General features: G+C 73.6%; 20 protein-coding genes. 10 read left to right on the top strand and 10 right to left on the bottom strand.

What is annotated here, in order from left to right; all coding sequences use genetic code 11:
- Positions 1–39: 39 nt before the first annotated feature.
- Positions 40–768, bottom strand: a complete 729-nt coding sequence (locus ACIRPP_RS21650) for a ZIP family metal transporter (RefSeq protein ID WP_403645207.1) — start codon at positions 766–768, stop codon at positions 40–42.
- Between the two features lie 92 nt (positions 769–860).
- Between ACIRPP_RS21650 and cobC the strand changes: the two genes are divergently transcribed.
- On the top strand, positions 861–2,441 hold the full coding sequence (gene cobC / locus ACIRPP_RS21645) for an Rv2231c family pyridoxal phosphate-dependent protein CobC (protein ID WP_403645204.1): 1,581 nt from the start codon (positions 861–863) through the stop codon (positions 2,439–2,441).
- Between the two features lie 524 nt (positions 2,442–2,965).
- Here cobC and ACIRPP_RS21640 read toward each other — a convergent pair.
- Both ACIRPP_RS21640 and ACIRPP_RS21635 read right to left on the bottom strand, forming a co-directional pair.
- Positions 2,966–3,907, bottom strand: a complete 942-nt coding sequence (locus tag ACIRPP_RS21640) for an SCO1860 family LAETG-anchored protein (RefSeq protein WP_403645200.1) — start codon at positions 3,905–3,907, stop codon at positions 2,966–2,968.
- Positions 3,908–4,156: 249 nt separating this feature from the next.
- Entirely contained in the window at positions 4,157–5,254 is a 1,098-nt protein-coding gene (locus ACIRPP_RS21635; RefSeq protein ID WP_403645197.1) for an amidohydrolase family protein, read from the bottom strand.
- Positions 5,255–5,405: 151 nt separating this feature from the next.
- On the opposite strand from ACIRPP_RS21635, the gene ACIRPP_RS21630 reads away from it, so the two are divergent.
- The 5 genes from ACIRPP_RS21630 to thpD all read left to right on the top strand — a co-directional run bounded on the left by ACIRPP_RS21630 (position 5,406) and on the right by thpD (position 10,257).
- The gene (locus ACIRPP_RS21630) at positions 5,406–6,509 is read left to right on the top strand and encodes a pyridoxal-phosphate-dependent aminotransferase family protein (protein WP_403645194.1); all 1,104 of its coding nucleotides are present in this window, start codon (positions 5,406–5,408) and stop codon (positions 6,507–6,509) included.
- A 437-nt stretch (positions 6,510–6,946) separates the two neighbouring features.
- Positions 6,947–7,453, top strand: coding sequence for a diaminobutyrate acetyltransferase (ectA, locus tag ACIRPP_RS21625; protein WP_403645191.1), 507 nt, complete (start codon positions 6,947–6,949; stop codon positions 7,451–7,453).
- 180 nt (positions 7,454–7,633) lie between these two features.
- The gene (ectB, locus tag ACIRPP_RS21620) at positions 7,634–8,905 is read left to right on the top strand and encodes a diaminobutyrate--2-oxoglutarate transaminase (protein ID WP_164336475.1); all 1,272 of its coding nucleotides are present in this window, start codon (positions 7,634–7,636) and stop codon (positions 8,903–8,905) included.
- Positions 8,906–8,942: 37 nt separating this feature from the next.
- Positions 8,943–9,341, top strand: a complete 399-nt coding sequence (locus ACIRPP_RS21615) for an ectoine synthase (RefSeq protein WP_164336476.1) — start codon at positions 8,943–8,945, stop codon at positions 9,339–9,341.
- A 7-nt stretch (positions 9,342–9,348) separates the two neighbouring features.
- Complete coding sequence (gene thpD, locus ACIRPP_RS21610; RefSeq protein ID WP_403645186.1) at positions 9,349–10,257, top strand: ectoine hydroxylase; 909 nt, start codon at positions 9,349–9,351, stop codon at positions 10,255–10,257.
- 92 nt (positions 10,258–10,349) lie between these two features.
- Here thpD and ACIRPP_RS21605 read toward each other — a convergent pair whose 3' ends face one another.
- The 5 genes from ACIRPP_RS21605 to ACIRPP_RS21585 all read right to left on the bottom strand — a co-directional run bounded on the left by ACIRPP_RS21605 (position 10,350) and on the right by ACIRPP_RS21585 (position 15,166).
- A complete protein-coding gene (locus ACIRPP_RS21605; protein WP_403645183.1) occupies positions 10,350–11,402 on the bottom strand; it encodes an aminotransferase class V-fold PLP-dependent enzyme in 1,053 nt (350 codons plus the stop codon).
- 134 nt (positions 11,403–11,536) lie between these two features.
- Positions 11,537–12,259: a DsbA family oxidoreductase gene (locus tag ACIRPP_RS21600; RefSeq protein WP_403645180.1), complete on the bottom strand. Its 723-nt coding sequence runs from the start codon at positions 12,257–12,259 to the stop codon at positions 11,537–11,539.
- Between the two features lie 67 nt (positions 12,260–12,326).
- Positions 12,327–12,866, bottom strand: coding sequence for a GNAT family N-acetyltransferase (locus ACIRPP_RS21595; protein WP_403645177.1), 540 nt, complete (start codon positions 12,864–12,866; stop codon positions 12,327–12,329).
- A gap of 72 nt (positions 12,867–12,938) precedes the next feature.
- Entirely contained in the window at positions 12,939–13,547 is a 609-nt protein-coding gene (locus tag ACIRPP_RS21590) for a DUF1349 domain-containing protein (RefSeq protein ID WP_403645174.1), read from the bottom strand.
- An 89-nt stretch (positions 13,548–13,636) separates the two neighbouring features.
- On the bottom strand, positions 13,637–15,166 hold the full coding sequence (locus ACIRPP_RS21585) for an aldehyde dehydrogenase (NADP(+)) (protein WP_403645171.1): 1,530 nt from the start codon (positions 15,164–15,166) through the stop codon (positions 13,637–13,639).
- A gap of 239 nt (positions 15,167–15,405) precedes the next feature.
- Between ACIRPP_RS21585 and ACIRPP_RS21580 the strand changes: the two genes are divergently transcribed.
- A complete protein-coding gene (locus ACIRPP_RS21580) occupies positions 15,406–15,879 on the top strand; it encodes a GNAT family N-acetyltransferase (protein WP_403645168.1) in 474 nt (157 codons plus the stop codon).
- 172 nt (positions 15,880–16,051) lie between these two features.
- Here ACIRPP_RS21580 and ACIRPP_RS21575 read toward each other — a convergent pair whose 3' ends face one another.
- On the bottom strand, positions 16,052–17,503 hold the full coding sequence (locus ACIRPP_RS21575; protein ID WP_403645165.1) for an NCS2 family permease: 1,452 nt from the start codon (positions 17,501–17,503) through the stop codon (positions 16,052–16,054).
- A 362-nt stretch (positions 17,504–17,865) separates the two neighbouring features.
- Positions 17,866–18,483, bottom strand: a complete 618-nt coding sequence (locus ACIRPP_RS21570) for a TIGR03086 family metal-binding protein (protein WP_403645162.1) — start codon at positions 18,481–18,483, stop codon at positions 17,866–17,868.
- Between the two features lie 159 nt (positions 18,484–18,642).
- On the opposite strand from ACIRPP_RS21570, the gene ACIRPP_RS21565 reads away from it, so the two are divergent.
- The 3 genes from ACIRPP_RS21565 (at position 18,643) to ACIRPP_RS21555 (ending at position 22,555) form a co-directional block, all read left to right on the top strand.
- Positions 18,643–19,917, top strand: coding sequence for an MFS transporter (locus ACIRPP_RS21565; RefSeq protein ID WP_403645159.1), 1,275 nt, complete (start codon positions 18,643–18,645; stop codon positions 19,915–19,917).
- 375 nt (positions 19,918–20,292) lie between these two features.
- A complete protein-coding gene (locus tag ACIRPP_RS21560; RefSeq protein ID WP_403645156.1) occupies positions 20,293–21,063 on the top strand; it encodes a DeoR/GlpR family DNA-binding transcription regulator in 771 nt (256 codons plus the stop codon).
- A gap of 121 nt (positions 21,064–21,184) precedes the next feature.
- Complete coding sequence (locus ACIRPP_RS21555) at positions 21,185–22,555, top strand: ABC transporter substrate-binding protein (protein WP_403645153.1); 1,371 nt, start codon at positions 21,185–21,187, stop codon at positions 22,553–22,555.
- The last annotated feature ends 37 nt before the right edge of the window (positions 22,556–22,592 follow it).

The following is a 22,592-nucleotide window of genomic DNA, read 5'->3' as shown; positions in this document are numbered from 1 at the left end:
GGGCCGGGAACGCCCGGAAGGGCCGGTGCCGGACCGTGCTCAGTGCGCGGTGCCCACCACCAGCCAGATGAACAGCACGCCCGCGACGGTGCACAGCAGCGTGGAGCGGGCCGGGTGCTCGTGATGCGCCTCGGGCAGGATCTCGGCCGCCGCGAGATAGAGCAGCGCCCCGGCGAACAGGCCCAGGTAGCCGCCGAGTACGGGTTCGGGGAGGCTGAAGAACAGCGTGGAGGCGGCCCCCGCGACGGGTGCGACGGCGTCCGCGAGGAGCATGCCGAGCGCCCGCCGGCGGGCGTTGCCGTACACCCGCGTCAGCGTGTACGTGTTGAAGCCGTCCGCGAAGTCGTGTGCGATCACCGCCACCGCGACGGCGGCGCCCATGCCGCCGCCGACCTGGAAGGCGGCCCCGATCGCGACCCCGTCCATGGCGCTGTGCCCGACCATCGCGGCGGCCGCCGTGAGCCCCACCTGCGGGGCCCGTCCGTTGTGCTCCTCCGCGCCGTGCGCGGCCTGCCGGTGGGCCAGCAGCCGCTCCACCAGGTGGGCCAGCAGGAAGCCGCCCACGAACAGCAGCAGCCCGGCCGGCACGCCGTACACCTCGGTCCCGGCGGCCTCCAGCGCTTCCGGGAGCAGTTCGAGGCCGACCACGCCGAGCATCAGTCCGCCGGCCAGGCCCAGCACGAGGTGACGGCGGTCGGTCACGCGGTGCGCCGTCCAGCCGCCGGCCAGCGTCATCAGGAACGCGCCGAGCGCGACGAGTACGGCCATGAGCCCCTTCGTAGCGGATCGTGCGCACGTGGTGCACGCGTGACAGCGTGTCTTCACCCGCCGTCGTGACCGGGAACCGGAGGACGACCCCCATGGCCGAGGCCGACATGGTGACCGCACCACCCTGCGTCGTCGTCGGCGTGGGCGCGTCGACGGGCGTCGACGCCGAGGAGGTGCTCGCGCTGGTCGGGGACGCCCTGCGGGAGGCGGGGCTGCCGGCTGCGTCCGTCGCCGAACTGGCCACCGTGGACTCCCGGGCCGCCGAACCGGGCCTCGTGGAGGCGGCGCGGCGGCTCGGCGTGCCGCTCGTGGCGTACGGGGCCCGGGACCTGGCGCGGGTCGGGGTGCCGCACCCCTCGTCCGCGCCGCTGGCCGCGGTCGGCACCCCGTCGGTCGCGGAGGCCGCCGCACTGCTCGGCGGGGGCGACCTCCTGGTGCCCAAGCGGACCTCGGCGCGGACGGACGGCCGGCCCGCGCGGGCGACGTGCGCCGTCGTACGGCGGCCGGGCTCCCGGAGCGTCACCCCCACCCCGGCGACGGGCGCGGACGGCGCTCGCGGCACCATCACGGGCATGGACACGCACTCTCCGCCACGCCCCGGCCCGGCCGCCGCCCCGCCCGCCGGGGCCGCCCACGACCTGCGGCACCACGGCGACGCCGAGGTCCGCGACAGCGGGGCCGCCCTGGTCGACCTGGCCGTGAACGTCCGCGCGGACACTCCCCCGGCCTGGCTGCGCGCACGCATCGCCGCCTCGCTGACCGGGCTGGCCGCCTACCCCGACGGTCGGGCGGCACGGGCGGCGGTGGCCGCGCGGCACGGGCTGCCGGCCGAGCGGGTGCTGCTGACGGCGGGGGCGGCGGAGGCGTTCGTCCTGCTGGCCCGGGCCCTGCGGGCGCGCCGCCCGGTGGTGGTGCACCCGCAGTTCACGGAGCCGGAGGCGGCGCTGCGCGACGCCGGGCACGCCGTGGACCGGGTGCTGCTGCGGGAGGCGGACGGGTTCCGCCTGGACCCGGCGGCGGTGCCCGAGGACGCGGACCTGGTGGTCGTCGGCAACCCGACGAACCCGACGTCGGTGCTGCACCCGGCCGCCGTACTCGCCGGGCTCGCCCGGCCCGGGCGGACGCTGGTCGTGGACGAGGCGTTCATGGACGCGGTGCCGGGCGAGCGGGAGACGCTGGCCGGGCGGACGGACGTGCCGGGGCTGGTGGTCCTGCGCAGCCTCACCAAGACGTGGGGGCTGGCCGGGCTGCGGATCGGCTACGTGCTGGCGGCGCCGGAGACCGTGGCGGCGCTGGAGCGGGCGCAGCCGCTGTGGCCGGTGTCCACGCCCGCGCTGGTGGCGGCTCAGGCGTGCGTGGAGGGGCCCGCCCTGGCGGAGGCCGAGCGTGCCGCCCGGCGCGTGGCCGCGGACCGCGCCCATCTGGTGGCGGGACTGCGGCGGTTGTCCCCGCACGGCGTGCGGGTGGTGCCGGCCGCCGAAGGACCCTTCGTGCTGGTCCGGCTGCCGGACGCGGCCACGGTACGGGCCCGGCTGCGCGACCTCGGCTACGCGGTGCGCCGCGGGGACACCTTCCCCGGCCTCGACCAGGAGTGGCTGCGCCTCGCCGTGCGCGACCGGGAGACGGTGGACGGCTTCCTGGCGGCGTTGGAGCGGGCGCTGGAGCCGGGCTGAACTGAACTGCGGGCCGCGGACGTCGGGGTGAGCCCACCCGGAACGCCGGGCCGCCGGCCGGCGGCCCGGCGGCCCGGCGGTGAACCGGCAACGGCCCGCCGCCGGGAGACGGCAACCGCGAGACGGCGACCAGGAACCAGCGACCGGCAGACAGCAACCAGGAGGCAGCGACCGGGAGACGGCAACCAGGAGGCAGCGACCGGGAGACGGCAACCGCTCGGTCCCGTCCAGGGACAGGGACGGGACCGGGACGGGATCTGCGGCCGGACATGGGACCGGGGACCCGACCGGACACGGGACCGGGGACCGGACGGACGGGACCGGGGACCGACGGGACGGAGCCGACCGCCCGGCGGGACCCAGGGCGGGCCGACCGTCGGGGCCACGCCGCACCGTGGGCCGTGGCCGAGGAGCCGTCGAGCCGTCAGCCGTGGAGCCGTCGAGCCGCGCGCCGGGCGCGTCGGGAGCCGGCCGGTACAGGGGCCGGGCGCAGCCCCCGCCCCCCGTACCGCCCCTCCGCCGCGTCAGGTGCGGCGGCTCCGGCGGGAGATGGCGACCGCCGCGCCGCCCGCCGCGAGGAGCGCGACCGCGCCGCCCGCGATGTACGGGGTCGTGGAGTCACCGCCGGTCTCGGCCAGGTTGGCCTCGTCCGCCGCGGCCTCCTTCGCGCGCGCTCCCTGCGGCTGGACGTCGCCGGCGTCCTGCCCGGCCGGGGCGGCCTTCTCCTCGGTCTCCGGGGCCGCCGCCCCCTGCTCCTCCTCCGCCGCGGCGGGGGCCTCGCACGTGGCCTCGGCCAGGGTGACGGTGCCGTCGACCTCGGCGACGTTGAGCTCGGCCGGGTTGACGGCGACCTGGAGGCGCAGCGCGGTGGCGGCGGCGGTGCGGGAGGTGGTCGCGGTCTTCGAGAGCTCCAGCTTCACCTCGCCGACGCCCGGCACCTTGACCTCGGTGGTGCCCTCGGAGGTGAGCGTGACGCGCTTGCCGAGGACGGTCACCGAGCCGGGCAGGGTCGCCGAGGCGAGCGGGGTCTTCCCGGCCTCGCAGACCGCCTTGGAGGTGACCTTCTCCAGTTCGATGAGCGAGAGCAGGGGCAGGCCGGGCACGTGGATGCGGGCCTTGGCGAGGGTGGTGGACGCCTCGGCCTTCGCCCCCTCCACCGTGGCCCGGGCGTCGGCCACCTCCGCGCGCAGCACGCTGAAGGGCTTTCCACCGTGGACGCCGTCCACGGTGGCCGTCAGAGTCGTCTTCTGCGCGCTCTCAGGTGCCTCGACGGCGTTGAGGGAGACCGCGAGCGGGGCGTGCACGCTCTTGTTGATCAGGGCCACGTCGAGCCCGGTGCGCAGGACCGCGGCGCTCGCGGAGCCGTGCTCCCCGGTGGCCTGTGCCGGGCCCGCGCCGGCCAGCGCCGCGGGCCCGGCGGCGAGGACGGTGGCCGCGGCGACGACGGCCCAACGGCGTGCGGGCATACGGAAGTTGATGCTGTTCAAGGTGGTGGGACCCCCATGAGACTCGGGTGGGACCCGCACAGAATGTCCACACCGGCTCCGGGCCGTCAGCGATCCGCGGACACTTCACTCCTTCGGGGCGGTTTAGCGGATCCATTCGATTACGGGGGTACGGCTGTTCCCCGCCGGCCCTCGGCATACGCTCCTGCGGGCGAACGCCAGGCGGCGCACGGGTACGCCCCGGCGCCGCCCGCCCGGCCCGGACACCGGCTAGCCGACCACGCGGCCGTTCAGGACGATCCGGCGCGGGTCCGTGAGGGTGCGGACGTCCTCACGCGGGTCGGAGGCGTAGACGACCAGGTCCGCCGGGGCGCCCTCGTCCAGGCCGGGGCGGCCCAGCCAGGCGCGGGCCGCCCAGGTGCCGGCCGCGATCGCGTCGACGGGCGGCAGGCCTGCCCGGACCAGTTCCGCCACCTCGTCCGCCGCCAGCCCGTGCGGGAGGGAGCCGCCCGCGTCGGTGCCGACGAAGACGGGGATCCCGGCGTCGTAGGCGGAGCGCACGGTCTCGTAGCGGCGCTCGTGCAGCCGGCGCATGTGGGCCGACCAGCGGGGGAACTTGCTCTCCCCGCCGTCGGCGAGGTCCGGGAAGGTGGCGATGTTGACCAGCGTCGGCACGATCGCGACGCCCCGTTCGGCGAACAGCGGGATGGTCTCGTCGGTCAGGCCCGTGGCGTGCTCGACGCAGTCGATCCCGGCCTCGACCAGGTCCCGCAGGGAGTCCTCGGCGAAACAGTGGGCGGTGACCCGGGCACCGAGCCGGTGGGCCTCGGCGATGGCGGCCTCGACGGCGCCGCGCGGCCAGCAGGCGGACAGGTCGCCCAGGTCGCGGTCGATCCAGTCGCCGACCAGCTTGACCCAGCCGTCCCCGCGCCGGGCCTCCTCGGCGACGTACGCCACCAGGTCCTCCGGCTCGACCTCCCAGGCGTAGCCGCGGATGTAGCGGCGGGTGCGGGCGATGTGCCGCCCGGCCCGGATGATCTTCGGCAGGTCGTCGCGGTCGTCGACCCAGCGGGTGTCGGAGGGCGAACCGGCGTCGCGCAGCAGCAGGGCGCCGGCGTCCCGGTCGGTGAGTGCCTGCTTCTCGGCGACCTCGTCGGGGACGGCGCCGTGCCGGTCGAGGCCGACGTGGCAGTGGGCGTCGACGAGGCCGGGCAGCACCCAGCCCTCGACGGTGCGGACGTCCCGGGCGCCGCCGGGCCGGTCGTAGGTGATCCTTCCGTCGACCACCCACAGCTCGTCGTGGACCTGGTCCTCGTCCGGCCCGGCGAGGATCCGCCCCTTCACGTGCAGCACCGCGCGTTCGCTCATGCCCCGCACCCTAATCAGGGCCCTCGGGCGCGAGAAACCCCCGGCCGGACGGGCGGTGGGGTGCGGTTACAGTCGATGACGTCGTGGTGCGTCGCACCGGTGCCCTCCCGTGCCGTGCGCGTGCCGTCCGCGAAGTGAAGAGAGCACCGCAGTGACCCATCCCCTCCTCGGTCTGGCCCCGCTGAGCGCCGCGCGTTTCGCCTCGATCGAGGACCGTGTGGCGCGGCTGCTGGGCACCACGCAGGACGTCGTGATCATGCAGGGTGAGGCGCTGCTGCCGCTGGAGGGGGCGATCCGTGGGACCGCCGGTCCCGGCACGACCGCCCTGAACGTCATCACCGGTCCCTACGGGCAGACCTTCGGGGACTGGCTGCGGGACTGCGGTGCCACGGTGATCGACCTGGCCGTGCCCTTCCACACGGCGGTGACGGCCGGGCAGATCCGCGAGGCCCTGGCCCGGAACCCGGAGATCGGCTTCGTGTCCCTGGTGCACGCGGAGGCGGCGACCGGGAACACCAACCCGGTCGCGGAGATCGGTGCGGTGGTCCGGGAGCACGGCGCGCTGTTCTACCTGGACGCGGTGGCCTCGGTCGGGGCGGAGCCGGTGCTGGTGGACGCGTGGGGCGTGGACCTGTGCGTGATCGGCGCGCAGAAGGCGATGGGCGGCCCGGCCGGGGTGTCCGCGGTGTCGGTGAGCGAGCGGGCCTGGGCGCGGATGGCGGCCAACCCGGCCGCGCCGCGCCGCTCGTACCTGTCCCTGCTGGACTGGAAGGAGCGCTGGGTCGACGCCGGGCGCAGGGCGCTGCCGCACGCTCCGGCGCAGCTGGAGATGCTGGCGCTGGAGGCGTGCCTGGCGGAGATCGAGGCGGTCGGTCTGGACACGGTGACGGCGCGGCACGCGTCGGCCGCCGCGGCCACCCGGGCGGGGGCCCTGGCGCTGGGCGGCGGGCTGGAGCCGTATGTGCACGACGCGGCGGAGGCGGCCCCGGTGGCGACGACGCTGCGGGCCCCGTCGGGGACGTCGGCCTCGGAGCTGGTGGCCCGGGCGCTGGCGGCCGATCCCGGGGTGCCGCTGAGTGCGGGCGGCGGGGCCCTGGCCAAGGAGATGATCCGGGTCAACCACTACGGCCCGGACGCGACGCCGGGTGTGGTGCGGGCCGCGCTGACCGCGCTGGCGACGGCCCTGACGGAGCAGGGTGTCCCGGTGCGTCTGGACGAGGCGCTGCGCGCGGCCGAGGGCGCCGGCCGGCGCTGAACAAGCGGCCGGGAAGGCGGAGGGCGGCCCGGTGTGCGGCGCCGCCTTGCTTCCGGAGCGTGGCCGCGAGGTGACCGGAACGCAAATCAGTGGGATTATCAAAAATGCTGAACACACAATCCCCGGCTGATTCTCCCGCTTATCTCGTGATGACATTCCAGAGCAGCTTCCCATCTTCTTCTGCCCGCTTTTTCCGGGCCTAAACGCAACGATTCCGAGAACGGAAACCGACGTATTCCGGACACCGGTCACCGGAGTTACATACTTGTGACCGGCTTCACAGGTCGCCCGATTTGCGCCGTATTTCCGGCACGAACCAGGACATCACGCCCAGAGCTCGCGCGTCCCCACACGCCCGCGTGATAACACAGATCAAGCCCATACGTAACCCCGTCGGGCGATGCAATTTTGAATTTCCCTCGGTAAATTCAATTCGCATGACTGCCGCACAAGCAGACCTGCAAATCGACCGCCCCACCGTGGCGGACGGAGCCGTGCTGTGGCGGATAGCCAGGGACTCGAAGGTCCTCGACCTGAACTCGTCGTACAGCTATCTGCTGTGGTGCCGGGACTTCGCCGCCACCTCGGCCGTCGCTCGCGACGAGAGCGGCGAGCCGATCGGTTTCGTCACCGGATACGTACGCCCCGACAGCCCGCACACCCTGCTCGTCTGGCAGGTCGCGGTCGACGGGGCACACCGCGGCCGGGGCCTGGCCGCGGCGATGCTCGACAGCCTGGCCGCGAGGACCGCGGCCGAGCGCGGGGTGACGACCGTGGAGACCACCATCACGCCGGGCAACACCGCTTCCGAGCGCCTGTTCACCGCGTTCGCCGGGCGCCACGGCGCCGGGCTGGAGCGCGAGGTGCTGTTCGAGGCCGGCCAGTTCCCCGACGGCCCGCACGACCCCGAGGTGCTGTACCGCATCGGACCACTCACGTCCTGACCGGCACGACCGGCCCGCCGGCCGGTCCACGGAGCCGACCGATCCGATCCCTTCCGACCTTCGATCGCGGCCGCCCGCGCGGCCCGGTCGATCCGGCGCGCCCGCCCGGCCCAGCGGCCGGCCGGTCCGCCGACCGCCCGACTCCCTCTGACCTCCCACGCCACCGAGGAGCGATTCGTCGTGACCATCACCCAGCCCGACCTGAGCGTCTTCGAGACCCTTGAGTCCGAGGTGCGCAGCTACTGCCGCGGCTGGCCCACCGTCTTCGACCGTGCGCACGGCAGCCGCATGTACGACGAGGACGGCCACGAGTACCTCGACTTCTTCGCCGGAGCCGGCTCACTCAACTACGGCCACAACAACGCCGTCCTGAAACGCGCCCTGATCGACTACCTGGAGCGGGACGGCGTCACGCACGGCCTGGACATGTCGACCACGGCCAAGCGGGCCTTCCTGGAGTCCTTCCAGAACTGGATCCTGCGCCCGCGCGACCTGCCCTACAAGGTCATGTTCCCGGGCCCGACGGGCACCAACGCCGTGGAGTCCGCGCTGAAGCTGGCCCGGAAGGTCAAGGGCCGCGAGGCGATCGTGTCCTTCACCAACGCCTTCCACGGCATGTCGCTGGGCTCGCTCGCCGTGACCGGCAACGCCTTCAAGCGGGCCGGCGCGGGCATCCCGCTGGTGCACGGCACCCCGATGCCCTTCGACAACTACTTCGAGGGCCAGGTCCCCGACTTCCTGTGGTTCGAGCGGATCCTGGAGGACCAGGGCTCCGGCCTCAACAAGCCCGCCGCGGTGATCGTGGAGACGGTGCAGGGCGAGGGCGGCATCAACGTCGCCCGGCCCGAGTGGCTGCGCGCCCTGGCCGAGCTGTGCGAACGGCAGGACATGCTGCTGATCGTCGACGACATCCAGATGGGCTGCGGCCGTACCGGTGCCTTCTTCTCCTTCGAGGAGGCCGGCATCACGCCCGACATCGTCACCGTGTCCAAGTCGATCAGCGGCTACGGCCTGCCGATGGCGCTGACCCTGTTCAAGCCCGAGCTGGACGTCTGGGAGCCGGGCGAGCACAACGGCACCTTCCGCGGCAACAACCCCGCCTTCGTCACGGCCACCGCGGCCCTGGAGGCGTACTGGGCCGACGGGTCCGCGATGGAGAAGCAGACCCGTTCGCGCGGCGAGCAGGTCGAGCAGGCGCTGATCTCCATCACCGAGGAGAACCTCGCCGACGTCAAGGAGTACCGGGGCCGCGGGCTGGTCTGGGGCATGGAGTTCCACGACAAGGAGCGCGCCGGGAAGGTCGCCCAGCGGGCGTTCGAGCTCGGGCTGCTGGTCGAGACGTCCGGCCCCGAGAGCGAGGTGGCCAAGCTGCTGCCCGCCCTGACCATCACTCCGGACGAGCTGGACGAGGGTCTGACGACGCTCGCCCGCGCCGTCCGCGAGACAGCCTGACCCACACACACCACAGCCTAGGAGGCATCGCAGAACCGTGATCGTCCGTTCGTTCAAGGAGATCGAAGGCACCGACCGGCACGTGAAATCGGCGTCGGGCACGTGGGAGAGCAAGCGCATCGTCCTCGCCAAGGAGAAGGTCGGCTTCTCCCTGCACGAGACGATCCTGTACGCGGGTACGGAGACCGACATGTGGTACGCGAACCACATCGAGGCCGTCGTCTGCACGCAGGGCGAAGCCGAGCTGACCGACCGGGAGACCGGGAAGACGTACACCATCACGCCCGGCACCATGTACCTCCTGGACGGCCACGAGCGGCACACGCTCAAGGTCAAGGAGGACTTCCACTGCATCTGTGTCTTCAACCCGCCCGTCACCGGACGGGAGGACCACGACGAGAACGGCGTCTATCCGCTGCTCACCGAGGAGGTGTGAGGTTCACATGACCACCGCGACCACTCCCGACACCAAGGTCCCCGACCTCTACCCGACGCGCGGGGCCACCGAGGTGCTCACCCCGCGTCAGGACCCGGTCGTCTGGGGCGCCCCGGACGCGCCCGGACCGCTCGCCCCGGCCGAGCTGGGGTCGTTCGAGCGCGACGGCTTCCTCGCCATCGACGAACTGATCGGCGCGGACGAAGTGGCCGTCTACCAGAACGAGCTGAACCGGCTGGTGACCGACCCGGACATCCGGGCCGACGAGCGGTCGATCGTGGAACCGAAGTCCAAGGAGATCCGCTCGGTCTTCGAGGTCCACCGGATCAGCGAGGTGTTCGCGCGCCTGGTGCGCGACGAGCGCGTCGTCGGCCGGGCCCGGCAGATCCTCGGCTCGGACGTGTACGTCCACCAGTCGCGGATCAACGTCAAGCCGGGCTTCGGGGCCAGTGGCTTCTACTGGCACTCGGACTTCGAGACCTGGCACGCCGAGGACGGGCTGCCCCGGATGCGGACGGTGTCCGTGTCGATCGCGCTGACCGAGAACTTCGACACCAACGGCGGTCTGATGATCATGCCGGGGTCGCACAAGACGTTCCTCGGCTGCGCCGGGGAGACCCCGAAGGACAACTACAAGAAGTCGCTGCAGATGCAGGACGCGGGCACGCCGTCCGACGAGGCGCTGACCTCGATGGCGTCCGAGCACGGCATCAAGCTGTTCACCGGCAGGGCCGGCTCGGCGACCTGGTTCGACTGCAACGCCATGCACGGCTCCGGCGACAACATCACGCCGTTCCCGCGCAGCAACGTGTTCATCGTGTTCAACAGCGTGGAGAACACGGCGGTGGAGCCGTTCGCGGCCCCCGTGCGCCGTCCCGAGTTCATCGGGGCGCGGGACTTCACCCCGGTGAAGTAGCCGAATACGTCGGGTGCGGTGACGCACCCGACGGGACTGCGGGCCGGGCCTCCTCGTGTGGGACAGGGAGGCACCGGCCCGCTGCCGTGCGCTCAGCCGGTCAGGGCGTCGAGCAGCCGGTCCACGTCGTCGGCCGTGTTGTACAGGTGGAAGGACGCCCGCAGATGGCCGGCGCGGTCCGAGACCTGGATGCCGGCCCGTGCCAGCTCCGGCCGGCGGTGGCCGAGTCCGGGCACCGACACGATCGGCGAGCCGGGCGCGGGCACCGGGGTGTGCCCGGCCTCGGCGAGTCCGGCGCGGAACCGCTCGGCCAGGGCCAGGTCGTGGGCGCGGACGGCGTCCACCCCGAGCTCCTCCACGAGTTCCAGCGAGGCGCGCAGCCCCGCGTACGTGAACAGGGCCGGGCTGGTGTCGAACCGCCGCGCGGACCGCGCGAGTTCGGTGACCGGGCCGTAGCAGCTCTCCCAGGGCACCTCCCCCGCGACCCAGCCGGCCTGCACCGGCCGCAGGTCGCCGAAGTCCTCCGGCACCACGAGGAAGGCCGCGCCGTGCGGGCCGAGCAGCCACTTGTAGGTGATGGAGACGCCGTAGTCGTGGGCGTCGCCGTCCATGTCCAGCCAGCCGGCGCTCTGGGAGAGGTCGACGTACGTGCGGGCCCCGTGCGCGCGGGCCGCCTCGCGCAGCGCGGGCAGGTCGGCGATGCGGCCGTCGGCGGACTGCGCGGAGCTGACCGCGACCAGGGCGGTGTCCGGGCGGACGGACTCGGCGAGCCGCTCCAGGGGCACGGCCCGCACCTTGAGGTCGCCCCGGACGTGGAATGCGTTGAGCACGGACGCGAAGTCGCCCTCGGCGGTGAGCACGTCCGCGCCCGGCGGCAGCGAGGCCGCGACGAGCGCGGTGTACAGGGCGGCCGTGCTGCCGACGGCGACCCGCTCGGCCGGCACCCCGGCCAGCCGGGCGAAGGCCGCCCGGGACGCCTCGACGTCGTCGTACAACGGGTCGAGGGAACGGCCCTCGGCCCGCATCCGCGCCGCCTCGGCGAGGGCGGTCACGGTGCGGGCCGGCAGCAGCGCGTTGCTGGCGGTGTTGAGGTAGGTGTTCTTCGGGGTGAACTCTGCGCGGACGAGGTTCTCGAAGGTCTCCATCCGTCCACTGTGCGGCGTGCGGATCTCCCCGTCCATCGCCGGATTCCCGACGGCGGCGCCAAGCACCCCTTGTACGTGCCGCCCGACCTGCGCGGACCGGATCCACACCGCCGGTGCTGCGGTGCGGGCCGCGTTCAGCGCTGCGGAATCTCGCACCCGTCCGGGCCGCAGGCGGCGGCGTCCGCGTCGTCGCCGACGACGACGCTGCGCAGCGGGGTGCGGTCGCCCCAGGCCTGGGTCAGCGCGCGGCCGAACACCTCGACGGGCTGGGCGCCGGAGACGCCGTAGGAGCGGTCGAGGACGAAGAAGGGCACCCCGCGGGCGCCGAGCTGTGCGGCCTCGCGCTCGTCCTCGCGGACCTCGGCGGCGTACGCCTCGGGGTCGGCGAGAACCTTGCGGGCGGCGTCCGCGTCGAGACCGGCGTCCACGGCGAGGCCGACGAGGCGCTCGTCGTCGTTGAAGACGGAGCGCTCCTCGGCGAAGTTGGCCCGGTACAGCAGGTCCAGCAGCTCGGACTGGCGGCCCTGCTCGCGGGCGTGATGGAGCAGGCGGTGCATGTCGAAGGTGTTGCCGTGGTCGCGGTCCCGGGTGCGGTAGGGCAGGCCCTCGGCGGCGGCCTGCGCGGCGAGGTTCTCCTCACCGGCCTGTGCCTGCTCCTCGCTCATGCCGTACTTGCGGGTGAGCATGGTCAGCACCGGCTCGATGTCGTCCTTGGCGCGGCCCGGGTCCAGCTCGAAGGAGCGGTGCACGACCTCGACCTCGTCGCGGTGCGGGAAGGCCGACAGCGCCTTCTCGAAGCGGGCCTTTCCGACGTAGCACCAGGGGCAGGCGATATCGGACCAGATTTCGACACGCATCGGGCAGACACTCTCCACGTCGCACGGAAGAACGGAGACTCCCTCCGTCGTGCGCGTGAACGTTCAATCAGTGTGGTTCATTCCCGGCGCCGTCTCCCGGGCTCCCTGCCGGTACGGACCACCGCAGGTGGAGGTGGTGGTCGTCCGGGGCGGGCGGGTGCAGCGGGTCGGGGCTCCAGCCGTGGCGGGCGTAGAAGCGCCGGGCGCGGTGGTTGCCGGCGTGCACGTCGAGCACGGCGCCGCGGTGGCCGTCCGCGCGCCACTGCTCGGCGCAGGCACGGTGCAGGGCGCTGCCGATGCCACTCCCCCACAGGTCCGGCTCCACGTGGAACTGGAACAGCTTCACGGTGTGCGCCGGGCCGCCGTCCGGGACGCGGAAGGAGGCGATACCGGCCAGGCGCCCGTCCCGCACCGCGCACAGCACGGTCCCGTCGGGCCGCCCGATCGCCTCCCGCCATCGTGCCGGCCAGTCGGTGCCGTCCTCCGGGAGGCCGTCGGGGTAGTAGGTGGACCGCGCCCGGTGGTGCAGCGCGGCGACCTCCTCGGCCTCGGTGGTCAGGGCGGTCCTGATCAGCGGGAGCGGAACGGCCCGGTGCGCTTCGATCATGAGGGGAGGGACGCTTCCGGGCCGCCCGGCGGTTCCGTCCCGGGGCCCGGGAGCGACGGGGCGGGCCCCCGCTCAACTGCCGTCGCGCAGGTCCTCGGGCCACCGCGGGCGGTACTCGAGGTGGTCGAAGGTCACCACGCAGCCCTCGCCCATCGGCGACTGGGTCATGAAGCCGACCAGCGCCGCCCCCGACGCGGTCTCGTCGCCCAGGGTGAACAGCCGGACGAAGGTCCACCGCTTGCCGTCCCGGGAGGCGTGGAAGGCGAAGGCACGGCCGGTGCGGCTGACCCGCAGCCAGACGGAACTCCCGTCCACGGTGAAGGAGTTGGCGTCGTCGGAGTGCCCGCGGGTGACCACCGTGCAGACGGTCGGGACGTCCGGGGAGAACTCCAGGCAGAGCTTGGCCCAGGCCCGCTCCCCGACGTGCACGTAGAGCACGCCCGCGTCGAAGGTGGCGGCGAAGCCGACCGTGACGCGGGCGATCAGCTGGAAGTCGCCCTCGGGCGCGCCGAGGAGGCGGGGGGCGTCGGCGGCGGGGTCCAGGGCCTCACCGGTGGGCGGGACGAACCTGTCCTGACGCGGCCCGGCCCAGCCGGTGAGGACCCCGTCCTCGTGGGACCAGTGGCCGTCGGGGCCGTAGGTGCGCAGCGAGAAGGGGAGTTCGGGAAGGGTCAGGTCCATCCCCGGAGTGTGCCAGCTCCTCCCCCGCCCGCCGCGCCCAGGGCCTTTCGTCCGGATCAGGCCGGATCAGACCGGATCAGGGAGCGGCGTCAGCGCTCCAGTGCCCCGTTGAAGCGGCGCGGCAGCCCGAGCGGGTTGTCGTCGCGCAGCTCCGGCGGCAGCAGGGCCTCGGGGGTGTTCTGGTAGACCACCGGCCGCAGCCAGCGCTCGATCGCGGTGCCGCCGACGGACGTGGAGGTCGAGGTGGTCGCCGGGTAGGGGCCGCCGTGGTGCTGGGCGGGGGCCACGGCGACGCCGGTCGGCCAGCCGTTGACCAGGACCCGTCCGGCCAGCGGGGTCAGCTCCGCCAGGAGGTCCGCGCCGCGGCCCTCGCCGCGGGCCTCCTCCTCGGACAGCTGGACGGTCGCGGTGAGGTTGCCGGGCAGCCGGGACAGCACGGCCCGCACCTCGGCGTCGTCCTGGTAGCGGGCCACCACGGTGACCGGGCCGAAGCACTCCTCCAGGAGCAGGTCGTGCTCGCCCTCCGCGGCGAGCCGGCCCGCCGGGACGGTGAGGAAGCCCGCGCTGACGGTGTGCTCGCCGCCCGCGCCCGGGGTCACCGGGGACTCCACGTCGGGCAGTTGGGCCCGCTCGGCTACTCCGGCGACGAAGGCGTCACGCATCCGGCGGTCGAGCAGGACCCCGGCCTCGGTGTCGCTGACGGCGTCCGTCAGCGACTTCACCAGCCGGTCGCCGGCCGCGCCCGCCGGGGCCAGCACGAGGCCCGGCTTCACGCAGAACTGGCCGACGCCCAGGGTCATCGAGCCGGCGAGGCCCGCGCCGATCGCCTCGGCCCGCTCGCCGGCCGCGGCCTCGGTGACGACGACCGGGTTCAGCGAGCCGAGCTCGCCGTGGAAGGGGATCGGGACCGGGCGGGCGGCCGCCGCGTCGAAGAGGGCGCGGCCGCCGCGGACCGATCCGGTGAAGCCCGCCGCCGTGATCAGCGGGTGCCGGACCAGCTCGACCCCGGCGTCGAAGCCGTGCACCAGTCCGACCACGCCCGCGGGGACGCCGTGCCGCGCGGCGGCCCGGCGCAGGACCGCGGCGACCAGTTCGGACAGGGCGGGGTGGTCGGGGTGGGCCTTGACGACGACGGGGCAGCCCGCGGCGAGCGCGCTCGCGGTGTCACCGCCGGGGACGGAGAAGGCGAAGGGGAAGTTGGAGGCGGAGTAGACCGCGACGACGCCCAGCGGCACCTTGTAGCGGCGCAGGTCGGGCACGGGGGGCGTGGCGGTGTCGTCGGGGTGGTCGACGACCACGTCGAGGAACGCACCCTCGTCGACGATGCCGGCGAAGGCCCGCAACTGGTAGCAGGTCCGGGCGAGTTCACCGGTGAGACGGACGGGGCCGAGTGCCGTCTCGGCGTCCGCGGTCTCCACGAGCGCGTCCCGCGCCGCCTCCAGTTCCTCGGCGGCGGCGCGCAGGAAGGCCGCGCGGACGGTGCGGTCGGTCAGCGCGCCGCGCGCCTCTTCGGCGGCCCGGACGGTGGCGTCCACCTCCTGGGGCGTCGCCTCCACCGCAACCTGCTCCCGCTGCTTCCCGGTTCGGGGGTCGACACTCCACACTGGTGCTGCTGCCACCGCGGATCCCTCCACTCGACTGCCGCTCGCACTGCCGCAGTAGGTACGACGTCATCGGGCCGGTGTTGTTCGATATACTGAACGCCGTCCAGAATGATGAACTGTTGTCGGAGACTATAACTTCAGCCTCCCGGCGGCGAAGGGGCCGAGGCCATGGCCGCCGTCGGGCTGTGCTGCCACCCGGTGGCCGTCCCGTACCGCACACCCGCGACCCTGGCCCCCCGGAGGTTCCGAACACCATGGACGTGTCACTGCGCCCGGTCCACGACAGCGATCTGCCGGTCTTCTTCCGGCAGATGAACGACCCGGAGGCGCTGCACATGGCGGCCTTCACCCCCGAGGACCCGGCCGACCGGGAGGCGTTCGAGGCGCACTGGGCGCGCATCCGCGCGTCCGGGCAGGTCGTCGTGCGCACCGTGCTGGGCGACGGTGACGTGCTGGGCAGCGCCGCGGTGTACGGCGAGCCGGGTGAGCGCGAGGTGACGTACTGGATCGACCGCGCGTACTGGGGCAAGGGCATCGCCACCGCCGCGTTGCGCGCCCTGCTCGCCGAGGTGGACGAACGCCCCCTGTTCGCGCGGGTGGCCGCCGACAACGCGGCCTCGCTGCGGGTGCTGCGCACGTGCGGCTTCGAGGTGTCCGCCCGGGCCACCGGCTACGCGCCGGCGCGCGGGGCGGAGATCGAGGAACTGGTCCTCACGCTCGGCGCGTGAGGTGGTCCCGGCCGTGCGGCCGGAGGGAGTTGGGGCCGCGAGTGAACCTTCGCGGCCCCGCCGCCGTCTGTAGGGACGGACGGGCCGCCCCCCTCCCCCCGGGGGGCGGCCCGCTCCGTGCCCGTCGGCACGCCGTGCGGTTACTTCACGGCCCCGTCGGCACGCCGTGCGGTTACTTCACGCCAAGGAGCTGCTCGATCGGGTCGATCGCGAAGTACACCAGGAACAGCGCCGAGGTCCCCCACAGCAGCCAGTGCACCTCCCGGGCCCGGCCGAGCACGGTCTTGACGACCACGTAGGCGAGGAAGCCCGCGCCGATGCCGTTGGTGATCGAGTACGTGAACGGCATGACGGCGATGGTGAGGAACGCCGGGATCGCGATGTCGTAGCGGTCCCACTCGATGTGCCGGACCTGGGTCATCATCAGGAATCCGACGGCGACCAGGGCGGGTGCCGCCGCCTGGAGCGGCACGATGGTGAGCAGCGGGGTCAGGAACAGGGCCAGGGCGAACAGGCCGCCGGTGACCAGGTTGGCGAAGCCGGTGCGGGCGCCCTCGCCGACACCGGCCGCCGACTCGATGTAGGAGGTCGCCGAGGAGGCGGATGCGGCGCCGCCCGCGACGGCCGCGGCGCCGTCGATGAGCAGCACCCGTCCGAGCTGGGGCACGTTGCCCTCCTCGTCGAGCAGCCCGGCCTCCGCGCTGACGCCGACGACGGTCCCCATGGTGTCGAAGAAGTCGGACAGGACCAGCGTGAACACCAGCAGCACGACGGTGACCACGCCCGCCTGCCCGAAGGCGCCGAACAGGCTGAAGTCACCGATCAGCCCGAAGTCCGGGGCGCCGACGATCCGGTCGGGCCACTCGGGGGTGGTCAGGCCCCAGGAGCGCACGTCGGCCAGCGAGTTGATGACGAGCGCCACCACGGTCATCATGACGATGCTGATCAGGATGGCGCCCCGCACCTTGCGGGCGAGCAGCCCGACGGTGAGGAGGACGCCCAGGCAGAAGACGAGCATGGGCCAGCCGGTGAGGGTGCCGGTGCCGCCCAGCTGGACCGGCACGGTGGTGCCTGCGGCGTCCGGGACGCGGCTGACGAAGCCGGCGTCGACGAAGCCGATGAGAGCGATGAACAGGCCGATGCCGACACTGATCGCCTGTTTCAGCGGCTGCGGGATCGCCCGCATCACCGCCTCGCGCAGCCCCGTCACCACCAGCAGGCAGATCAGCAGGCCCTCCACCACGATCAGGCCCATCGCGTCGGCCCAGCTCATCAGCGGGGCGATCTGGAAGGCGACGACGGCGTTGAGTCCGAGGCCCGCGGCCAGGGCGAGGGGGAGGTTGCCGCCGACGCCCATGATGACGGTCATCACGGCGGCCACCAGCGCGGTGGCCGTGGTGAGCTGGACGGTGTCGAGCTGATGGCCGAACTTGTCCTCGGCGCTGCCGAGGATCAGCGGGTTGAGGACGAGGATGTAGGCCATCGTGAAGAAGGTGGCGAAGCCGCCGCGTATCTCCCGGCCGAGGGTTGAACCGCGTTCGGTGATTCTGAAGAAGCGGTCCGGGCCCCGTCCCGCGGGTGGCGGGGCGGCGGTGGCGCGGTCGGTCTTCCGGGTGTCGGACATGGCGGACTCTCCTCGTGCGTGGGCGAGTGGTCGCGGATGCTGGCTGGATTGTGCCCAAGCACCGAGGAGTTCGGGTGTTCTTCGTGTGACGGAATCCGCGAGCGGCCGCTCCCGGACCGTCCGGCCCGCCGCGTCGGCCCACCGCACCGGGACGAACCGGGCATGCGGCGAGCCGGTTGCGGCAGCGCTCCGGCCGGGGCCCGCCCTGGCCAGGAGGGACGCCCCGGCCGGGAGGACCCGCCCCGGCCGGGAGGGACGCCCCGGCCGGGAGGACCCACCCCGGCCGGGAGGGATGCCCTGGCCGGGAGGACCCACCCCGGCCGGGCCGGGGGAGGCCCGCCCCGGCCCGGGGGATGCCCGGGCTAGGGGCGCGCCGACGGCATCCCGTCGGGCCGGGTCCAGCCCGGGTCGCGGCCGCTCAGGGCCACCGTCCGGTCCAGCAGCGGGGAGTCCGACGGCACCGGCACGACGGGGCCGAAGATGCCGTTGCCCGCGCCGCCCGACTCCTCCGCGGCGGCCCGCAGGAAGGCGTGCGACGCCGCCAGGGCGGCCGGGTCCGGCGCGTAGTCGCGGCCGGTGGCGCGGGCCAGGTCCCAGCCGTGGACGAGCAGTTCGTCGACGGCGACCGCACCGGCGACCCCGCCCGGCAGGTCCACGCCGCCGGCCCGGGTGGTGCCGGTCCACGCCCGCGGGTCCCGCCACGCCTCGGCGAGGCCGTCCAGCGCCTCGTCCAGTTCCCGGCGCCAGCCGGGCCCGATGTCGGGCACGGCGCTCGTCGGGTCGGTGTCGGTGGTCCCGCCGAGATCCTTGCGGGCCGCGTCACGGAAGGCGACGGCCAGCCCGGTCAGATGGCCCAGCAGGTGGCGCACCTCGTAGTCGGGGCACGGGGTCCGGTCCGCCAGCTGCTCGTCGGTGACGGCCCCGGCCAGCCGGGCCACGATCCGCGCCTGCGGTCCGAGGTCGAGAGGGATGTCGGTCATCGGGTGCTCCTCAGGTCCTGACCGTCCGGGCAGCGGCGGATGCCGCCGCTTCTGAGGAGGACGACCGATCCCGCCGCCCGGACTCATCGCTCGCCGCCCCGGGAATCCCGGCAGATGCCCGATGTGTGCCCGGGCCCCCGGGTCCCACGATGACCGGTCATGACGACCGGAAGAACGGACCGTGCGGCGGACGGCCGGGGCGGAGCGGCGGCACGCCTGCTGCGGGACAGGAACGCGGGGCTCTGCCTCGCCGGGGTGGTGGTGTCGGGCTTCGGCACGTCCGCGCTGTGGCTCGCCTCCGGGGTGTGGGTCAAGGACCTCACCGGATCGGACGGGCTGGCCGCGCTGTGCATGCTCGCCCTGTGGGCCCCCGTCCTGGCGGGCCCCCTGCTGGGCACGCTCGCCGACCGGTTCCGCCGCAAGCCGCTGCTGATCGCGGCGAGCCTGCTGATGGCGGGGCTGCTGCTGACCCTCCTCGGCGTGGACTCGCCGCACGGCCTGTGGCTGCTGTACGCGGTGCTGTTCGTGTACGGCGCGGCGGGCGTCGTCCACGACGCGGCCGAGTCGGCGCTGGTCGCCACGGCCGTCGACGGGTCCCTGCTCGGTGACTTCAACGGCCTGCGCACCACCGCCGGCGAGGGCATGAAGCTCCTGGCGCCCCTCGCGGGCGCGGGCCTGTACACCGCGTACGGCGGGCCGGGCGTCGCCCTGCTGGACGCCGTCACCTTCCTGCTCGCGGTGGTCCTGTACGCGCTGCTGCCGGTGCGGGAGCAGCGGCCCGTACGGCCGTCGGCCGGTGCCTGGCGGCAGACCGTGGAGGGCGCCCGTCACCTGTGGTCGCACCCCGGACTGCGCCCGCTGGTGTCGGCGGCCGGCACCACCATGCTGTGCGCGGGACTGAGCGGAGCGCTGGTGTACGCGGTGGTCGAGGATCTGGGCCGCTCCCCCGCGTACGCCGGTGTCCTGTACGCCGTGCAGGGCGCGGGGTCGGTGGTGCTCGGCCTGTCGGCGGGCCCCCTCCTGCGCCGGTTCGGCGAACGGCGCTTCGCGGCCTGCGGGATCGCGCTGCTGGGCGCGGCGGTGGCGCTGCGGGCCGTGCCGGACGACGCGTCGGCGCTGGTGTGCAGCCTGGCGATCGGGGCGGGGCTGCCCGCCGTGCTGGTAGCCACGCTGACCGCCGTGCAGCGGGAGACGCCCGGCCATCTGCTGGGCCGGGTCACCGCCACCGCCCAGACGCTGGTGTTCACCCCGAACGTGCTCGGGCTGGCCGGCGGGGCGGCGCTGGTCGGACCGGCCGGCCACCGGGTGCCGCTGGTGGTCGCGGGGCTCGCCCTGGCGGGGGTGGCGGTGGCGCAGTCCCGGGGCCGGACGGGAGCCGGGCCGGCCGCCCCGGGCCCGTCACCGCAGGCGCGGGGGACGGAGGGTCGGCGCTGACGCCCGGGGCCCGTCGGGTCCCGGCGCTTCCCTCATGTCGTACCCCCTCCGCCGGTCCGCCGCAGTGCCCACCGGGACCGGTGAGAACGGGCCATCGGGCCCGCCCGGCGGCGGAAAACGGACGCCGGCGGAGGGGCGCGGGCAGCGAACGGGCTTCCCGTCCACCCCATTCGGGCACGCGGCCCGCCCGTTCTCACGTTCCGCACCGTCCCCATGCAGGTCCGCGGCGGGCACAGCCCGATCCGAACGGGCACAAGCGGGCAGGAACGAAGTCATAACAAGCCTGGTCAGAACCGTGCACCCGCTGTACAACATCCTGCAAGGCCCGAACCGGGCCCGAACGGGCAGCGAGATCAGGAAGCAGGTGGTCGGTCCATGGGGCAGTGGACGGCCGAGGAGCGCCAGCGCGAGATCGTGCGGCTGGCACGCGCCACCGGCTCGGTCGACGTGACCGCGCTCGCCGCCGACCTCGGTGTGGCCAAGGAGACGGTGCGGCGGGACCTGCGCGCCCTGGAGGACCACGGGCTGGTGCGCCGCACCCACGGGGGCGCCTACCCCGTGGAGAGCGCCGGCTTCGAGACCACCCTCGCCTTCCGTGCCACCAGCCACGTCCCCGAGAAGCGCAGGGTGGCGGCCGCCGCCGCCGAACTCCTCGGGGACGCCGAGACGGTCTTCATCGACGAGGGCTTCACCCCGCAGCTCATCGCCGAGGCCCTGCCCACCGACCGGCCGCTCACCGTGGTCACCGCCTCCCTGCCGGTCGCGGGCGCGCTCGCCGAGACCGGCACCATCTCCGTCCTGCTGCTCGGCGGGCGGGTCCGCTCCGGCACCCTCGCCACCGTGGACCACTGGACCACGAAGATGCTCTCCGGCTTCGTCATCGACCTGGCGTTCATCGGCGCCAACGGCATCTCCCGCGAACACGGCCTGACCACGCCCGACCCGGCGGTCAGCGAGGTCAAGGCGCAGGCGGTCCGGGCCGCGCGGCGCGTGGTGTTCGCGGGCGTCCACACCAAGTTCGGGGCGGTCAGCTTCTGCCGGTTCGCCGAGGTCGGCGCACTGGAAGCGATCGTCACCAGCACCCTGCTCCCGGGCTCCGAGGCCCACCGCTACGCACTGCTCGGCCCGCAGGTCGTCCGGGTCTGACGGCCGTACCCGCTCCGCACCACCACAACTCCCCAGACCGTACGCAGTCCGCCCACCCCACGCGTAGGGCACCCCTGTCCCCCACAGAACCCCGCACATACCGACATTTCTGGAGTACCCCATGCGCACCCAGAGCCGACGCTCACCGCGGAACCTCCTCGCCGCGGTGGCGACAGTGACGCTGATCGCTCCGCTCGCCGCCTGCTCGGGCGCCGGCGGTTCCCAAGGATCCTCCGGCGGCGACTCCATCAACGTCCTGATGGTGAACAACCCGCAGATGGTGGAGCTGCAGAAGCTGACCGCCGCGAACTTCACCAAGGACACCGGCATCAAGGTGAACTTCACCGTGCTGCCGGAGAACGACGTCCGCGACAAGATCAGCCAGGACTTCGCCAACCAGGCCGGGCAGTACGACGTCGCCACGCTCAGCAACTACGAGATCCCGATCTACGCCAAGAACGGCTGGCTGCACGCGCTGGACGACCACGTCGGCAAGGACACCGCCTTCGACCAGGACGACATCCTCCCCCCGATGACCAAGGCGCTCACCGCGGAGGACGGCAAGCTGTACGGCGAGCCCTTCTACGGCGAGTCCTCCTTCCTGATGTACCGCAAGGACGTCCTGGAGAAGGAGGGCCTGACCATGCCGGCCAAGCCCACCTGGAAGCAGGTCGCCGACATCGCCGCGAAGGTGGACGGCTCCAGTGCCGGCATGAAGGGCATCTGCCTGCGCGGACTGCCCGGCTGGGGCGAGGTCATGGCCCCGCTGACCACGGTCGTCAACACCTTCGGCGGCACCTGGTTCGACGAGGACTGGACGGCCCGGCTGGACTCCAAGGAGTTCAAGGAGGCCACGCGGTTCTACGTCGACCTGGTCCGCGAGCACGGTGAGGCAGGCGCCGCCCAGTCCGGGTACGCGGAGTGCCTCAACAACATGACCCAGGGCAAGACGGCCATGTGGTACGACGCCACCGCCGGGGCGGGCTCCCTGGAGGCCGACGGCTCCCCGGTCAAGGGCAAGATCGGCTACGTGCCGGCGCCGGTCGAGAAGACGGACAGCTCGGGCTGGCTCTACACCTGGGCGTGGGGCATCCAGAAGGCGTCCAAGAACGCCGACAACGCCTGGAAGTTCATCTCCTGGGCCTCCGGCAAGGAGTACGAGAAGCTGGTCGGCGAGAAGGTCGGCTGGTCTAATGTGCCGGCCGGCAAGCGTGCCTCGACGTACGACATCCCGGAGTACCGCGAGGAGGCCGCCGCCTTCGCCGACGTCACCCGGGACGCCATCGCGGGCGCCAAGCCCGAGGACCCGGGCGTGCAGCCCCGGCCCGCGCCCGGCATCCAGTTCGTCGGTATCCCCGAGTTCACCGACCTGGGCACCAAGGTCTCCCAGGAGATCAGCTCCGCCATCGCCGGACGGCAGTCCGTGGACAGCGCGCTGAAGAAGTCGCAGAAGCTGGCCGAGGCCGTCGCCGAGAAGTACGAGGCGTCGTGACCGTGACGTCCCCGAAGCGGGCCGCCGCGACCGTCCC

Origin of the sequence: Streptomyces sp. NPDC101219 (genome assembly GCF_044767675.1) — a bacterium.
In the GTDB taxonomy this organism is placed as follows: Bacteria; Actinomycetota; Actinomycetes; order Streptomycetales; family Streptomycetaceae; genus Streptomyces.
The sequence above is the reverse complement of the archived record's forward strand: the minus strand, read 5'-3'. Positions and strand labels throughout refer to the sequence as shown.

Coding starts and splice junctions, on each gene's coding strand:
- thpD (WP_403645186.1), top strand. CDS start 9,349: ATGACCACCGCGACCACTCCCGACACCAAGGTCCCCGACCTCTACCCG.
- ACIRPP_RS21600 (WP_403645180.1), bottom strand. CDS start 12,259: ATGCGTGTCGAAATCTGGTCCGATATCGCCTGCCCCTGGTGCTACGTC.
- ACIRPP_RS21555 (WP_403645153.1), top strand. CDS start 21,185: ATGCGCACCCAGAGCCGACGCTCACCGCGGAACCTCCTCGCCGCGGTG.
- ACIRPP_RS21640 (WP_403645200.1), bottom strand. CDS start 3,907: ATGCCCGCACGCCGTTGGGCCGTCGTCGCCGCGGCCACCGTCCTCGCC.
- ACIRPP_RS21635 (WP_403645197.1), bottom strand. CDS start 5,254: ATGAGCGAACGCGCGGTGCTGCACGTGAAGGGGCGGATCCTCGCCGGG.
- ACIRPP_RS21570 (WP_403645162.1), bottom strand. CDS start 18,483: ATGACCGACATCCCTCTCGACCTCGGACCGCAGGCGCGGATCGTGGCC.
- ACIRPP_RS21595 (WP_403645177.1), bottom strand. CDS start 12,866: ATGATCGAAGCGCACCGGGCCGTTCCGCTCCCGCTGATCAGGACCGCC.
- ACIRPP_RS21560 (WP_403645156.1), top strand. CDS start 20,293: ATGGGGCAGTGGACGGCCGAGGAGCGCCAGCGCGAGATCGTGCGGCTG.
- ACIRPP_RS21590 (WP_403645174.1), bottom strand. CDS start 13,547: ATGGACCTGACCCTTCCCGAACTCCCCTTCTCGCTGCGCACCTACGGC.
- ACIRPP_RS21605 (WP_403645183.1), bottom strand. CDS start 11,402: ATGGAGACCTTCGAGAACCTCGTCCGCGCAGAGTTCACCCCGAAGAAC.
- ACIRPP_RS21650 (WP_403645207.1), bottom strand. CDS start 768: ATGGCCGTACTCGTCGCGCTCGGCGCGTTCCTGATGACGCTGGCCGGC.
- ACIRPP_RS21575 (WP_403645165.1), bottom strand. CDS start 17,503: ATGTCCGACACCCGGAAGACCGACCGCGCCACCGCCGCCCCGCCACCC.
- cobC (WP_403645204.1), top strand. CDS start 861: ATGGCCGAGGCCGACATGGTGACCGCACCACCCTGCGTCGTCGTCGGC.
- ACIRPP_RS21565 (WP_403645159.1), top strand. CDS start 18,643: ATGACGACCGGAAGAACGGACCGTGCGGCGGACGGCCGGGGCGGAGCG.
- ectA (WP_403645191.1), top strand. CDS start 6,947: ATGACTGCCGCACAAGCAGACCTGCAAATCGACCGCCCCACCGTGGCG.
- ACIRPP_RS21580 (WP_403645168.1), top strand. CDS start 15,406: ATGGACGTGTCACTGCGCCCGGTCCACGACAGCGATCTGCCGGTCTTC.